The organism is Janthinobacterium sp. HH104 (genome assembly GCF_001758715.1).
Classification (GTDB): domain Bacteria; phylum Pseudomonadota; class Gammaproteobacteria; order Burkholderiales; family Burkholderiaceae_D; genus Janthinobacterium; species Janthinobacterium aestuarii.
Genome location: NZ_LRIB01000060.1, coordinates 174339 through 188107, shown reverse-complemented (window position 1 = coordinate 188107; position 13769 = coordinate 174339). Strand labels below are relative to the sequence as shown.

Genomic DNA, 13769 nt, shown 5'->3' with positions numbered 1-13769 from the left:
GGTTCGATGAGTATCTATTACATAACAATTGCATCGCCGGGAGTTGCTGAGGAGCGCTGCGAAATTGAGTTTACGCGAGATGCGTCAATTACCCTTATGGTTAAGAGCCAGCGATTCGGGATAATGTCATTTGTAGATGATAATTGGTTTGGCGCTTTATTAAAATTTCGCCTGCGAATTGAGCCGGAAGGTTATCTTTTGCTTTGCAACGCTGCTCGAAAGGACGCGTACCCATCCCGGATGATGCTGCAAATGGGCGGAGGGCGGAAGATCTACATATTAAGCTTTGGGCTTCAAGCCAGCGACGAAGGTCTGGTAAATGTTCTTGATATGGCAACTATTGATCAGGTAGGCACTGTGGAAGAGCAGCGCATTGGTTACGAGAATTGGCTTAGGAGTTTGAAATGAAAAATAGCGAACTAGAGCATGAAATTACAGCGGACGTAGTGAAGGCCGCACTTGAAAATCCTAACGGCTGGGTCTACAAGATTGAAGGCTCATTTGGGCCGACGGAATATGTTCCTCCGGAAGCCGTTGTTGGGGCGTGGAAAGTTGATGAGGGTGGAAAATTGACAGGAGAATTTGTACCTAACCACAATTACAAACCAACTCTGCCCAAGTCAGAAAAATAAGTTTCCGTCCAGGGTGAAATTCAAACGCGGTTTGGCATGGCGCGGGTTAGGCCGGCGTCAGACCTGACGACAGGGCGCGGGGTTCCGGCAAACCGACAAATCGCCCTAGGGGGCGCTAGGGGGCGGGGTCAGGTCCGACTTTTGTACACGGTCTCAACCTTTGCCGTCTTGATCGACAGCAAGTTGCGCTTTATTAAATGCCAATACGGCCCGACTGACTGTCTTGCTCGACACGTGAAAAGCGGCGGCGATGTGGGACATGGTAAAAGCGGTTGACAGATAAGCGCGTGCCATGGCCTCGTCTCTGTCGCTATAGCGGGCTTGATATTGTGCTAATGACGGCGTGACAGCGCGGCGCTGCTGCCTTGGCGTATCTTTGAATGCATTTTACCGCTGCGATTGTTGATGTGCCGAAACGAAGGCGTCATTGCCTAGAAGCATCTGGTGACGGGTATGGGCGAGCGGACTAGTTTCGCTCATCCCGGCCGCAACCAAGCGGCAACCATAGATAAATCCGGTGAGGGTATCGGTAACTGAATAGTTTGGAAAACACAAAAAAATCAAGCGCTTAGCCACCTCGCTGACCATAGAGTGGGAATAATCTCCCGTCCAGAACCGTAGGCTAATGCCGGGTCAATGAAACAGCTAAGCTCTGGCTATTAGGTTTTTTTGCCTAGTGGCTGTCGCAAACTACTGGCGATATCTGCATCGGCTATGCCATCTGCCCCAAGCTGATCAGCCGGGCCAAAGTCTCCTGCGCATTCATGCTCTTGGCCAGCGAGACGGCGTTCATGCCGCGGCTATCCACGGCATCGATGCGGGCGCCGTGTTGCAGCAGCAGGTCGAGGATGGCGACGCGGTTGAACATGGCGGCCATCATCAATGGTGTCTTGCCGTCCGGGCTGGCGCCTTCCACATTCGCGCCGTGCTTGAGCAGCAGCCCGGCGATGTCCAGGTAGCCTTTGTAAGCCACGCCGGCCAGCGGTGTCTGGCCCTGGTCGTTGGGCACGTTGGCGTCGGCGCCCGCTTCGAGCAGCAGGCGCGATGTTTCCAGGTGGCCATGGTAGCTGGCCAGCATGATCAGGCTGTCGCCTTTTTCGTTGCGGAAGTTGACCGGCACGCCTTGGGCAAGCATGGCGCCCAGTTGCTGGGTGTCGCCTTCGCGCACGAGGGCAAACAGGCCCTGGATGAATTCCAGGGTTTCGGCATCCATCGTTGGCGGGAGTTTTCGTGCATCGGTGTTCATCATGTTCTTTCTGCGAAGGTTTAAATGGATATTGAAGTAGTGGCCGGGAAGTGTCAATTGTACGAGTCCGGCTTCTCACTTGAGGTAAATGCAACAAGTTGCTCTGCTTGTAAATTTCCATTATTAAACTATATTAGAAAATGATGTGATTTTTATATCATGTCAGTTATTTCGATTCGGAAATTGAATACTTCCAGAAAATCCAAAGGGGGGACGAGTCATGAGTGCAATGTTAGAAAAGAAATCCGTGGATACGCCGGACGAAGTGCGTCCATTCAAGGACGGAGCCGGCCGGATGGCTGTCTTTACGCTAGGCGAACAGACCATGGGGCGCGGCGAATTTGAGCCTGGCTGGCGCTGGAGCCTGCATGTCAAACCGATTGCGGGAACCGATTCGTGCCAGGCAGCGCATACCGGCATGGTTCTCGAGGGGCGGATGGTGGTACGGATGAATGATGGCGCCGAGATGGAATATGGACCGGGTGACGTCTTCTATATGCCGCCGGGACATGATGCCTGGGTGGTTGGAGACCAGCGTTGTGTCCTGTTCGATGTCACTGGCGTCGCAAGGTACGCCAAACCGCAATAAGGGCGGCAGTTGAAGACAGCCGCTCACGCGCCCGCCGCCAGCGCCTTTTGCCGTGATGCCAATACGGCGCCGATGAAGAGGGCGATGGCCGAGGCGATCAAGCCCCGCTCCAGTCCGGCGGGGCCGTCGGCGATCCAGCCGACGACGATGGGGCCAACGATCTGGCCCAGCGCAAATACCGTCGTGTAGGCACTGATGCCGGCCGTCCAGGATTGCGGTGGCAGGTTATGCCGCACGAGGGCCGTGGTTGAGGCCACCACCGACAGGAACACGGCGCCGAAGACGAGGCCTGAAATGAACACGAAGGGCGCAAAGCTCGTCAGTGCGGGCAGGATCGTAACTGCGCCCAGCACGCCGTTCAATATCGCCAGCGATTCGCCGCCCTTGTAGCGGTCGAGCATGCGCGCCCAGATGCGCGATGACGCCACCACCGCCAGCCCCAACAAGGTGTAGAACACGGTGATCAGGGTGGCGCTCATGCCTTGCTGCTTGAGCAGGGCGATGACGAAGGTCATGTAGCCGATGTAGCCGACGCCAAACATGAAGTAGCCGGCCAGGCTGGGGGCAAAGTCGCGCCAGGCGAAGCGCCGCGGCGTGTCGAGGGCGCGCGGCGCTTCGCCGATCGCTTTCGCCGGCATGGCCATGATGGCGGTGGCGGCCAGGCAGGCGATGCCCAGGGCCAGCCATGGCCATTGCCAGGCATGCGCGGCGCCGTGGTCTTGCGCGGCGGCCAATGCGGCCGGCACCAGCAGGGCCGACAGCGCAATACCAAAACCCGTGCCGCCGTAATACAGGCCGATGTAGAAGCCGGCGCGCTGGCTGTGCATGGAGCCGAGCCGCGCCGCCAGCACGCCGCCAGCGATGAAAATGAAGGCGCTTGCCACGCCCGCGCACACGCGCTGCAGGAACAGGGTGGTCGTATCGCTGACGAGGCCCGACATCAGCATGAAGATGCTGGCCAGCACGGAACCAATGATGAGCAAGCGCCACACGCCCAGGCGGCGCATCAGCGCCGGCGTGGCCAGGGCGCCGAGAAAATAGCCGAGCGCATTAAACGTGTTCATGGCCCCGGCCAGCAGGTAGGACCAGCCCAGGTCGTCGCGCATGGGCGGCAGCAGCAAGCCATAGGAAAAGCGCGACAGGCCCAGGGCCACGGCGGCGCCCAGCGACAGGGCCAGCGCCGTGGCCAGCGGATGGGACGGGGAATGATCGTGTGTCGGCATGTCCAGGATACCCGTCTATATGAAAAGCGTGGAGTTGGCGCCGGGGCAGGCCGGCGGGCAAGGTCTGTGCGGGACAGTGGCATAGGGCGCTGACGACACGCTTTTTTACTGCCAAGTTAGCGAATCGTGCCTGGGAAGTCAAGCAGGGACGTGCCTGGACATGGCGGGAGGCAATGCGATTTTTCTATCATTGCTTGTGGAGATTCGCCTTTCGCGCCAGCTAGAGCGCCGGGACGCGCCGGCTCCAGAACGGTGCCGTGGGCCAGCGCGTTTCCTGGCCGTAGCAGTACGCCAGGTGGCGTTCGTACGCCGCGCCGATGGCGGCCAGTTCCCCATTGTAGTACCGGTAGGCTTGCAGCTCTCCCTGCAGCGTACGGTCGGCTGCCTCGGCGGCGGCCAGGCCCGTGTACAGGGCGTTAAAGATGCCTTGCGACGACAGCGGGTCGAAGCTCAGGGCCGCGTCGCCGACGGCGAACCAGCCTGGGCCGGCACCGGCGTCCAGGCTGGCCGTATGCGCGGGCGTGGCCATGGCGAGCGTATCGGCCGCATAGCCTTGCTGCGCCAGCAATTCCCCCGTAGCGGGCAGCTTGCGCGCCGCCGCTTCCAGCCAGCCGGCGTCGCGCAAGGCGTTGTTGGCGAGCAAGTCCGCATCCGTATGCAGGGCCAGCACGCGGCGCTGGCAGGGCAGGGGCGCGCTGTACCACCAGCCGTATTCGCAAGCCTCGATGTGGGCAAAGCCACGCGTCGATGGCGTCCTGTCATGTCCGTATTGCCATACTGAAACTAACCGGTCGCCGCGCTGGCGCCGCGCCCCGACTTTGCGGGCCAGCCGGGCGCTGCGTCCCGTGGCGTCGATGACGATGCGCGCGGCCGCGTCGCAGGGGCCGCGCTGCGTTTGCAGCCGTACTCTCCAGCCGCTATTTTCCGGCGTGATGCCCGCGACTGTGGCCGCGGCCAGCAGGGCGGCGCTACGCCGGCGTGCCTCGTCGCGCAGCCACAGATCGAAGGTGCCGCGCGCCAGGTGCCAGCCGTGGCCATCGGGATCGCTGAGGAAATGGTGTTCCGTCCAGGCGCCGTTCCACCAGGCGCGGTTGCCGTGGTAGGGCGCATGGCCCTGCCGCAGGAAGGCGTCAAGCAAGCCCATGTCCTGCAGCAGGCGCGCGGCGGCCGGCGGCAGCGATTCGCCGATGCGCGCCTGCGGGGCGGCCAGCCGGTCGACCAGCAAGACCCGGTGCCGCCCCGCCAGGTTCAGGGCGGCCGTGGCGCCGGCAGGACCGGCGCCGACGATGAGCACGTCGGCCTGCAGCACGGTCACAAGCGGTGTCGCTGCAGATGGCGGGCTTTTTCCGTGCCTTCCAGGTCGACGTCGACGAACTCGTCCGGTATTGCCGCTGCCGCGCGCAACTGGTGCTGGCCGGCTACCGGCGGCGGCAGGTTTTCCACCTGCAAGAATGAGGGGAAGCCGGTCACGTCCGTGGGACCGGGGCGCACCTCGACCACGCCCACTTGCGCCAGGTCGGCGATCATGTTGTTGATCTGCTCTTCATAGCTGATGTTGCCCAGCGGGCGTATCCACGCGGCGCGCCGGGCGAACGCGGCCAGGCGGTCGTCGACGGGCACTTCGCGGTTCATCACCGTGTCGTAGGCCAGCTTGCTCATCACCTGGTTCGGCACGCGCGCGGGCCAGAACGTGGGTACATAGGGATCGTAATCGGACTGGTAGCCGGAGCGGCAGCTGGCCGTGTCCGTCTGCCATGGCACGGCCATCCAGCGCGTCACGCCGCCGGCGATCTGCGCCGAGCAGGGGCTGCCGATATTGTCCGGCGTCAGGACGGCGCCGTAATCGGGCTCGACCCAGCCGGGCGGCCGGTGCGCCAGGCGGAACGGCGCGCTGTACATGCTGGCCTGGCGCATGGGCCAGGTCATTTCGCAGCCGGGGTGGAAGGCGTCGGCCAGGCAGAATTCCATGGCCGCGCGCAGCAGGGTGTCCGGTTGCTGGGCCACATCCACCTCGGCCAGGCTTTGCGGCGGCACCTTGCCGGGAGCGTAGTCGTCCGTGAACTTGCCGTCGGCCCATTGCTTGAGGAAGCGCAATTGCAGGTTGCTCAGCGCGCAGTTCTGGCGCGGCGTGTCTGCCGGCGGGATGGCCATCGCATCGCCATACAGCCACGGCCACGGCGATGGCGCCCAGGCGTCGCGCTCGAACTGGCGGAACTGGTTATAGATGACGTTGCGCCACTCCCTGCGGTTTTCGGACGGGCTGGCCAGGCGCGCCATCCACTCGTCGCGGCTGAACGGCGTGCTGCCGTCCCAGCCGAAGGCGGCCGCGAAGCCCGCGTTGACCCACTGCAGATTGGACAGGCGCTCGAAAATGGGACGGATATCGTCCTGGAACGAGGGAACGGCCGGTGCGGTAATTTTGCCTTCGGAAACAAACAAGTCGCGCATCAAGTCCCACATCGTGCGCACCGACTTTTGCTGCGGCGCGTAGTCGGGCGGCGCGACGACCACCCAGGCCATGTCGACGGGCAAGGCCTGGCCCTGGTAGTGGACGGTGGCGCAGACGGGGCCGTCGGACGTGTCGTCATGCCAGCCTTCATTGTTGGCGAAGGTGATGGCGCGCGCGCCATTCCACGAGGCCGACTTGCCATGGCCGCCCAGCACGATCAGCCGTCCCATGGCATCCGTGCGCAATTCGCCCAGGTAGACGGGCGTGCCCAGGAAGCTGCCGCTGTCGAAGGCGACGGCCGGCTGTTCCTTGCCGCTGATCTTGCGCTCGCCCGGCGTGATGGACAATTGCGCGCGGTCGGTGACGGCCATGTTGCGCAGGAACGAGGGCTGGGTGACATGCGCTTCCGGAATATCGAGCGCGATCTGGAACTGGTACCACGCCGCCTTGGTGTTGGCCAGGGTGACGGACCATTCGATGTCGGCATTGCCGGCGTTCAATTCGGCCACCGCCACGCCGGCGGCATTCAGGCCATAGATGCGAAAGCTTGCCGCCTGGCGCTTGATGGCCCCGGACGCATCGCGGTAGTAGCCGGCCGGCCGCGCCGCCGGTTCCGGCACTTCCGGTCCCAGAAAGTATTCGCTGGGGCTGTTGCCCACGCGGGCAATGCCGATGGGCGGATAAATCGCGGCCTTGACGATGACGGTATCTTGGGTGGAACTGGACATGGCGTGCCTTTCCAGATGCGTGGAGGGAAGGAAAATATACCGCATAAAAAACGCGCCAAATGCGCACATAGTCACCGCATCGTGAATTCCTGCGACGGGCGCCGGACACATGCTGCGGCGGCGGCCAGGCCCGCTTTTTCCAGCCACGTTAAGATAGCGGTATTTTCAAGACTGCGAGAGGTCCAGGTGCGCGTGTTGCTGGTGGAAGACGATCCGATGATCGGGGAAAGCTTGGTTGAGGGCTTGCGCGGCGAGTGCTATGCCGTGGACTGGGTGCGCGACGGCCACGATGCGGAGCTGGCGCTGGCCGGTTTCGCCTACGATTTGATGCTGCTGGACCTGGGCTTGCCCGGCAAGCAGGGCATGGACGTGCTGCGCAGCATGCGTGCACGGGGCGCCGAGTTGCCCGTGCTGATCATCACGGCGCGCGACGGCACGCCGGCCCGCGTCGACGGGCTCGACAGCGGCGCCGACGATTACCTGGTCAAGCCCTTCGACCTCGACGAGCTGCTGGCGCGCATCCGCGCCTTGCTGCGGCGCCGGGTCAGCCGTTCGCGCTCCGTCATCGAACATGGCGCGCTGATACTCGACCTGGCCAGCCACGACGTCACGTTCGAGGGCGAACTGATCAAATTGCCGCCGCGCGAATTTTCCGTGCTGCGTGCCTTGCTCGACCATCCGGGCAAGGTGGTGTCGAAGCGCCAGCTGAGCGAAAAACTGTATGGCTGGGATTGCGAAGTGGAAAGCAATACCGTCGACGTGTACGTGTACCAGCTGCGCAAGAAATTCGGCGCGGACTGCATCCAGACCGTGCGCGGCGTGGGCTACAAGATGCGGGTGGCGGCATGCTGACCATCCGCCGCCAGTTGCTGCTCGGCTTGCTGGCCGCCACCTTGCTGTGCGTGCTCGGCGCCGGCATTTCGCTGTTCCGCTCGCTGCTGGAAGAAACCAATGAACTGGCCGACCTGCAATTGCGCCAGCTGGCCGTGGCCTTGCCCGACGAGTTCGAGCCGCAGGCGGGCCTGGCCGCCGCGCAAGACCCGGAAGAAGCGTTCGTGCTGCAGGCGTGGGACGAGGACGGCCAGCCCTTGCCCGTCCTGCAGGGCCAGCCGGCATTGCCGCGCTATGCGCTGGCCGGCTTTGCCGATGTCGTGCTGCACGGCGAGGACTGGCGCCTGTACGGCGAAACGCGGCGCGGCCGCTACGTGCAGGTGGCGCAGGCGCAGGCCGTGCGCGACCAGTTGGCCTGGCAGATGACCATGCGCGCCGGCGCACCGCTGCTGGTGTTCGCGCTGATCCTGGCGCTGCTGATCGTCGTCGTCGTGGGGCGCGCGCTGGCGCCGCTGCACCGGCTGGCCGAATCCGTGGCGGGTCGCTCGCCGGATACCTTGACGCCGCTGGCGGCCGACGACATGCCGCCCGAACTGCGGCCCGTGGCGCTGGCGTTGAATAGTTTGATGGGGCAGTTCGAGGCGGCGCTGACGGCGCAGCGCACCTTTGTTGCCGATGCCGCGCATGAATTGCGCTCGCCGCTGACGGCGTTGAAACTGCAGCTCCAGGTGGCCGAGCGGGCCGGCAGCGAGGAAGAACGCCGCGTGGCGCTGGCGCGCCTGCACGAACGGCTGGACCGCAGCACGCACCTCGTGCGCCAATTGCTCAGCCTGGCGCGGCATGAAACGGCGCTCACGGCCAGCCAGCTGCACACGGTGGACCTGGGGCAATTGCTGGAAGCGGCCGTGGCCGACCACAGCGCGCTGGCCGACAGCCGCGACATCGACCTGGGCGTGGTGGAAGCGCCGCCGGCCAGAGTACTGGTGCAAGCCGATCCCGACGGCTTGCAAGTGTTGCTGAATAACCTGATCGACAACGCCTTGCGCTACACGCAGCAGGGTGGCAGGGTCGACTTGCAGGCGGCGCTGGAGGAGGGCAGGCCGCTGCTGCGCGTGTCCGACAACGGCCCCGGCGTGCCGCAACAGCACCATGCGCGCCTGTTCGACCGCTTCTTCCGTCCCGACGGCAATGACGCCTGGGGCTGCGGCCTGGGCCTGTCCATCGTGCGCCACATCGCGGAGCACCACCAGGCCGACATCGCGCTGGCTGAAGGCGAGGCGGGGCGGGGACTGCAGGTGACGGTACGTTTTCCGCAGGCGGCCTGAATGAAAAAAGCGGATGCCGGTGAAGGCATCCGCTTTTCAATTACGGGCGAAGCGCTTAGGCCAGCTCGGTGATGAATTGCTCGCGTGCAGGGCGCACTTTTTTCAGGTCCACCAGCCAGTCGCCTTCGTCGGCGCGGTAGCCGAGCGGCAGCATGACGACGGAACGCAGGCCTTTTTCGCGCAAGCCCAGGATCTCGTCGACCTTGGCCGGATCAAAACCTTCCATCGGCGTCGAATCGACTTTTTCCTGCGCTGCGGCGATCAGGGCCGTGCCCACGCCGATGTAGGCCTGGCGCGCCGCGTGCTGGTAGTTGGTTTCCGCATCGCGCTGCGGGTAGGTGGCGAGGATTTGCTGGCGGTACGCTTCCCAGCCTTCATTCTTGAAGCCGCGCACGGTGTTGACCAGGTCAAACATCTTGTTGATGCGTTCGACCGTGTAATTGTCCCAGGCAGCAAACACCAGCAGATGCGAGGCGTCCGTCACTTGCGACTGGTTCCACGCATGCGGCTTGATCTGCTCGCGCAGGGCCGGATTCGTCACGACGAAGACTTCGTAAGGATGCAGTCCGCTGGAACTGGCCGTCAGGCGCACGGCTTCCAGAATGCGCTCGACCTTGTCTTGCGGCACCGTTTTCGTCGGGTCCATTTTCTTGGTGGCGTAGCGCCATTGCAGTGTTTCGAGCAAATCGGACATGTAAATCCCTTTCATAATGAATAGTTCAGACTGGAAATGATAGCGGATTCGGGCATTTCAAGTGTAAAGGGGCAAAGAATTGCTTACCGTACTCAAGTTAGCGCACTCCAGCATGGTTGTCTACAGGCCAACCATGGCAAGCTCCACGTCCGGGTAGCGCGCACCCTGCACGCTGGCGGGCGCGATGGCGGCGCCGATGGCGGCCAGCTCGCTTTCGCTCAATGTGATTTGGCCGGCGGCCACATTCTCTTCCAGGTGCACCAGGCTGCGGGCGCCCGGTATCGGTACGATGTCAGTACCTTGCGCCAGCAGCCAGGCCAGCGCCAGTTGCGCCGCCGTGGCGCCGCGTGCGGCTGCCAGGCGCTGCAGCTCGGCAACGTGGTGGGCGTTGGCCGCCATCGCGGACGGCTGGAAGCGTGGCAGGCTGTGGCGGTAGTCGTCTGGCGCCAGCGCGGCGCTGGAGTTCAGCTGGCCCGTCAGGAAACCCCGGCCCAGCGGGCTGTAGGGTACGAAGCCGATGCCCAGCTCCCGGCAGGCAGGCAGCACCTCGGCTTCCACGTCGCGGCTCCACAGCGAATATTCGGATTGGACGGCCGCAATCGCGTGCACGGCGTGGGCGCGACGCAGGGTGGCTGCCGACACTTCCGACAGGCCCAGGTGGCGTACCTTGCCCGCCCGCACCAGACCGGCCATGGCGCCGACCACGTCTTCGATGGGCACGGCGGGGTCCACGCGGTGCTGGTACAGCAAGTCGATGCACTCGATGCCGAGCCTGGACAGCGACGCTTCCACGGCCTGGACGATGTGCTCGGGGCGGCTGTCGACACCCGCCATGCGTTCCACGCCCTGGCCATGGGGCAAGATCTTGAAGCCGAACTTGGTGGCGATGCTGACCTTGCCGCGCAGTTCCTTCAGGGCGCGGCCTACCAAGTCCTCGTTGGCATAGGGGCCATAGACTTCCGCCGTGTCGATCAGGGTCACGCCCAGTTCCACGGCGCGGTGCAGCACGCGCAGCGAGGTGGCCTCGTCCGCGCCGCCGTAGGCAAAGCTCATGCCCATGCAGCCCAGGCCGATGGGGGCGACGCGCAAGCCGGAGTTGCCCAGTGTTCTGTGTTCCATTGTCATTCCTCGTTAATAGTTGGAACACAGAGTATGGGCGGGCGCACAGCATGCGATAAGATAGCTTATCCTGCATGTATTGCTGAATGAAACTCATGAATAATGGCTGACCTCAATGAATTGACGGCCTTTGCCGCCGTCGCCCGCCTGCGCAGCTTCCGCAAGGCGGCCCTGGAACGGGGCGTATCCGCCTCCGCCCTCAGCCATGCGCTGCGCGCGCTGGAAGAGCGGCTGGGCGTGCGCCTGCTGAACCGCACCACGCGCAGCGTCACGCCGACCGAGGCGGGGCAGCTGCTGCTGGCGCGGCTGGCGCCGGCCATGCGCGAAATCGACGATGCCTTGCTGGACCTGAGCACCTTGCAGGATGTGCCGGCAGGCAAGCTGCGCCTGAACGTGCCCCGTCCGGCCGCCCGGCTGCTGCTCGCGCCCATGCTGGCCAGTTTTGTCGCCCGTAATCCGCGCGTGCAGGTGGAAGTGGTGACCGACGACGGCATGATCGATATCGTGCGCGATGGTTTTGACGCGGGCATCCGCTTCGGCGAGCAGGTGGCGGCCGACATGATCGCCGTGCCTGTCGGCGCGCCGCAACCGTTCGTGGTGGTGGCGTCGCCCGCCTACCTTGCCGCGCATGGCGCACCAAGCACGCCACGCGCGTTGCTGAACCACGCCTGCATAGGCCGGCGTTTTCCCAGCGGGCGCCAGTATGCGTGGGAGTTCGAGCAGGCAGGCGAGGGCTTCAGCATCGCCGTCGGCGGCCCGCTGGTGTTCGACGACGATGAACTGATGCTGCGCGCGGCCCGCGATGGCGCGGGACTGGCCTATGTGTACGAGGCCGATGCGCGCGCCGATATCGCGGCGGGGCGCCTGGCGTGCGTGCTGGAGAGTTGCCTGCCGCCGCCGCCCCGTTACTTCCTGTATTACCCGAGCCGGCGGCAGATGCCGGCCGTCCTGCGCGCCTTTGTCGACATGCTGCGCGCGCCGGCGTAGTTAGCCGGCGGGCGGCGGCGCGGCATGCTCGACCGGCCACTTGATGGTGAACAGACTGCCGCCCGCCTTGCCACGCGTGCAGACGGCGCTGCCGCCGTGCGCGCGCGCGATGGCTTCGACCACGGCCAGGCCCAGGCCGCTGCCCGCGTTCAGGTCGACCCTGGCGCTGTCGCCGCGGCGGAACGCTTCGAACACGTGCGGCGCCAATTCGTCGGCAATGCCGGGACCCGCGTCCTCGACGCTCAGGTAGTACTGGCCTGCTAGCACGCGGGTGCGCACGCGCAGCAGGCCCGGATGCGCATAGCGGCGCGCATTGTCGAGCAAGGCCAGCACGATTTGCCGGATGCGCGCCGCGTCGCAGCAGACGGGATGGTCGGACAGGTGCAGCTGCAAGGTAAAACCGGCCGCTTCCATTTCCTGCGCCAGCAACCGACCCACTTCCTCGATTTCCAGGGTCAGGTCCGTCCACGCCATGCGCAGTTGCATGTGGCCGCTGTCGGCCAGGCTCAGGGTGCGCAAGTCCTCGATCAGGCGCCCCAGGTCTTCCACTTGCGCCAGCAGGCTGGAAAACGGCACTTCCTCGGGCTTGAAGACGCCATCGACGACGCCTTGCAAGGTGCCGCGCAGGATGGTCACGGGCGTGCGCAGTTCGTGCGCGATGGCCGCATTCCACGTTTCGCTTTCCTGCGCGCCCCGCTGCAGGCGCTCGGCCATGCTGTTGAAGTTGTCGACCAGCATGGCTGTCTCGCCCAGGCTGCGGTCGCCGGCGAACGCGCGCGCGGACAGGTCGCCATGGGCCACGCGGCGCACGCTGTCCATCACGGAATTGATCGGTTTGAGGATGCGCGCGGCCAGCTTGAGGGCGAAAAACGCGGCCAGGCCCAGGCCGAAGATGGTGATGGCGAAGATCCACAGCCACTCGACCGTGCTGGGCGACCAGTCGTCCGGCTCGGACAGCATGCCGGGATCGATCTTGAAGGCGATGGCGAAGAAGGTCCAGGAACCGATCCAGATGATCAGGATGCTGCACACCATCAGCACGGACATCGACAGGATGATCTGCCGGTTCAAGCCTGTGAAGCGCATCAGAGCTCGCTTTCCAGGCGGTAGCCCACACCGCGCAGGCTGGCCGGCATATTCATCACGCCCGCTTCTTCCAGTTTCTTGCGCAGCTTGCTGACGTGGCTGTCCACCGTGCGTTCCATCGAATTGCTCTCGGGCATGCACGACTCGAGCAATTCCAGGCGGCTGCAGACGCGCCGCGGCGTGCGCGCCAGGTGGGCCAGCAAGCGGAACTCCGTCAACGTCAGGCTGAGCATGAGAGGCTGGGCCATGCCATCGTGCAGCACGCTGGCCACATACGTTTCCTGGTCGATTTCGATGGGGCCGCAGCGCAGGCGCTGGCCGCCCACCGGGTGGTGGCGCACGCGCGAGCGGCGCAGCACGGCCGCCACGCGCGCCACCACTTCGGCCGGATTGAATGGCTTGATGATGTAGTCGTCGGCGCCCACGCGCAGGGCGGCCAACTTGTCCGCATCCTGGTCGCGGGCCGTCAGCATGATGACGGGCGTTTCGCCGCGCCGCCGTACTTCCGCCAGCACGCCCCAGCCATCGACACGGGGCATTTGCACGTCGAGCAGCAGCAGGTCCGGCGCCAATGCCAGGTGCTGGTTCAGCGCTTCCTGGCCATCGTGCGCGAAGGCCGTGCGGTAGCCGTCGCGCTCGAGGTAACCGGCGAGGATGCGGGCGATTTGCGGCTCATCTTCGGCGATCAGGACGAGGGCGGAAGGCGGCGTGGTGGCAAGGAAGGAGGGCTGGCTGGCGCTGTGATGATAGTTCATGCAATTAGTCTAGCATTCTTCGCTGTCTCCATCGAATCTCCACATTTCTTTGACGGAACATCCATGCAAGGCTTTTATGCTGCGGCCTATCTGTCGACCGGACCG

14 protein-coding genes are annotated in these 13769 nt (G+C 64.3%); 6 read left to right on the top strand and 8 right to left on the bottom strand.

What is annotated here, in order from left to right; genetic code table 11:
* The first annotated feature begins 6 nt into the window (after positions 1–6).
* Both JAB6_RS27720 and JAB6_RS28700 read left to right on the top strand, forming a co-directional pair.
* Positions 7–408: a hypothetical protein gene (locus JAB6_RS27720; protein WP_070306019.1), complete on the top strand. Its 402-nt coding sequence runs from the start codon at positions 7–9 to the stop codon at positions 406–408.
* The gene (locus JAB6_RS28700; protein WP_083293074.1) at positions 405–632 is read left to right on the top strand and encodes a hypothetical protein; all 228 of its coding nucleotides are present in this window, start codon (positions 405–407) and stop codon (positions 630–632) included. The genes JAB6_RS27720 and JAB6_RS28700 overlap by 4 nt, the downstream gene beginning before the upstream one ends.
* Positions 633–1344: 712 nt before the next feature.
* Here JAB6_RS28700 and JAB6_RS27715 read toward each other — a convergent pair.
* Positions 1345–1881, bottom strand: a complete 537-nt coding sequence (locus JAB6_RS27715; protein WP_254671819.1) for an ankyrin repeat domain-containing protein — start codon at positions 1879–1881, stop codon at positions 1345–1347.
* Between the two features lie 226 nt (positions 1882–2107).
* On the opposite strand from JAB6_RS27715, the gene JAB6_RS27710 reads away from it, so the two are divergent.
* Positions 2108–2467: a cupin domain-containing protein gene (locus JAB6_RS27710; protein ID WP_254671818.1), complete on the top strand. Its 360-nt coding sequence runs from the start codon at positions 2108–2110 to the stop codon at positions 2465–2467.
* 23 nt (positions 2468–2490) lie between these two features.
* On the opposite strand, the gene JAB6_RS27705 is transcribed toward JAB6_RS27710, so the two are convergent.
* The 3 genes from JAB6_RS27705 to JAB6_RS27695 all read right to left on the bottom strand — a co-directional run bounded on the left by JAB6_RS27705 (position 2491) and on the right by JAB6_RS27695 (position 6867).
* Positions 2491–3690 (bottom strand): YbfB/YjiJ family MFS transporter, encoded by a 1200-nt coding sequence (locus JAB6_RS27705; protein WP_070306015.1) that lies wholly within the window; start codon positions 3688–3690, stop codon positions 2491–2493.
* 220 nt (positions 3691–3910) lie between these two features.
* Positions 3911–5005 (bottom strand): tryptophan 7-halogenase, encoded by a 1095-nt coding sequence (locus JAB6_RS27700; RefSeq protein ID WP_070306013.1) that lies wholly within the window; start codon positions 5003–5005, stop codon positions 3911–3913.
* Positions 5002–6867, bottom strand: a complete 1866-nt coding sequence (locus tag JAB6_RS27695) for a LodA/GoxA family CTQ-dependent oxidase (RefSeq protein ID WP_139143529.1) — start codon at positions 6865–6867, stop codon at positions 5002–5004. Before JAB6_RS27695 ends, JAB6_RS27700 begins: the two co-directional genes overlap by 4 nt.
* Before the next feature lie 186 nt (positions 6868–7053).
* On the opposite strand from JAB6_RS27695, the gene JAB6_RS27690 reads away from it, so the two are divergent.
* Both JAB6_RS27690 and JAB6_RS27685 read left to right on the top strand, forming a co-directional pair.
* Positions 7054–7719, top strand: a complete 666-nt coding sequence (locus tag JAB6_RS27690; protein WP_034754799.1) for a response regulator transcription factor — start codon at positions 7054–7056, stop codon at positions 7717–7719.
* The gene (locus tag JAB6_RS27685) at positions 7713–9023 is read left to right on the top strand and encodes an ATP-binding protein (protein WP_070306011.1); all 1311 of its coding nucleotides are present in this window, start codon (positions 7713–7715) and stop codon (positions 9021–9023) included. The genes JAB6_RS27690 and JAB6_RS27685 overlap by 7 nt, the downstream gene beginning before the upstream one ends.
* A gap of 55 nt (positions 9024–9078) precedes the next feature.
* Here JAB6_RS27685 and JAB6_RS27680 read toward each other — a convergent pair whose 3' ends face one another.
* Positions 9079–9717: an NAD(P)H-dependent oxidoreductase gene (locus tag JAB6_RS27680; protein ID WP_070306009.1), complete on the bottom strand. Its 639-nt coding sequence runs from the start codon at positions 9715–9717 to the stop codon at positions 9079–9081.
* Between the two features lie 120 nt (positions 9718–9837).
* Entirely contained in the window at positions 9838–10836 is a 999-nt protein-coding gene (locus JAB6_RS27675) for an aldo/keto reductase (protein WP_070306008.1), read from the bottom strand.
* Positions 10837–10938: 102 nt separating this feature from the next.
* On the opposite strand from JAB6_RS27675, the gene JAB6_RS27670 reads away from it, so the two are divergent.
* Entirely contained in the window at positions 10939–11823 is an 885-nt protein-coding gene (locus JAB6_RS27670) for a LysR family transcriptional regulator (RefSeq protein ID WP_070306007.1), read from the top strand.
* On the opposite strand, the gene JAB6_RS27665 is transcribed toward JAB6_RS27670, so the two are convergent.
* Complete coding sequence (locus tag JAB6_RS27665) at positions 11824–12909, bottom strand: ATP-binding protein (RefSeq protein ID WP_070306006.1); 1086 nt, start codon at positions 12907–12909, stop codon at positions 11824–11826. It abuts the gene before it with no gap.
* Positions 12909–13664: a response regulator gene (locus JAB6_RS27660; protein ID WP_070306005.1), complete on the bottom strand. Its 756-nt coding sequence runs from the start codon at positions 13662–13664 to the stop codon at positions 12909–12911. The genes JAB6_RS27665 and JAB6_RS27660 overlap by 1 nt, the downstream gene beginning before the upstream one ends.
* Positions 13665–13769 lie beyond the last annotated feature (105 nt).

Coding starts and splice junctions, on each gene's coding strand:
- JAB6_RS27685 (WP_070306011.1), top strand. CDS start 7,713: ATGCTGACCATCCGCCGCCAGTTGCTGCTCGGCTTGCTGGCCGCCACC.
- JAB6_RS27720 (WP_070306019.1), top strand. CDS start 7: ATGAGTATCTATTACATAACAATTGCATCGCCGGGAGTTGCTGAGGAG.
- JAB6_RS27660 (WP_070306005.1), bottom strand. CDS start 13,664: ATGAACTATCATCACAGCGCCAGCCAGCCCTCCTTCCTTGCCACCACG.
- JAB6_RS27705 (WP_070306015.1), bottom strand. CDS start 3,690: ATGCCGACACACGATCATTCCCCGTCCCATCCGCTGGCCACGGCGCTG.
- JAB6_RS28700 (WP_083293074.1), top strand. CDS start 405: ATGAAAAATAGCGAACTAGAGCATGAAATTACAGCGGACGTAGTGAAG.
- JAB6_RS27670 (WP_070306007.1), top strand. CDS start 10,939: ATGGCTGACCTCAATGAATTGACGGCCTTTGCCGCCGTCGCCCGCCTG.
- JAB6_RS27675 (WP_070306008.1), bottom strand. CDS start 10,836: ATGGAACACAGAACACTGGGCAACTCCGGCTTGCGCGTCGCCCCCATC.
- JAB6_RS27665 (WP_070306006.1), bottom strand. CDS start 12,909: ATGCGCTTCACAGGCTTGAACCGGCAGATCATCCTGTCGATGTCCGTG.
- JAB6_RS27695 (WP_139143529.1), bottom strand. CDS start 6,867: ATGTCCAGTTCCACCCAAGATACCGTCATCGTCAAGGCCGCGATTTAT.
- JAB6_RS27710 (WP_254671818.1), top strand. CDS start 2,108: ATGTTAGAAAAGAAATCCGTGGATACGCCGGACGAAGTGCGTCCATTC.
- JAB6_RS27715 (WP_254671819.1), bottom strand. CDS start 1,881: ATGATGAACACCGATGCACGAAAACTCCCGCCAACGATGGATGCCGAA.
- JAB6_RS27680 (WP_070306009.1), bottom strand. CDS start 9,717: ATGTCCGATTTGCTCGAAACACTGCAATGGCGCTACGCCACCAAGAAA.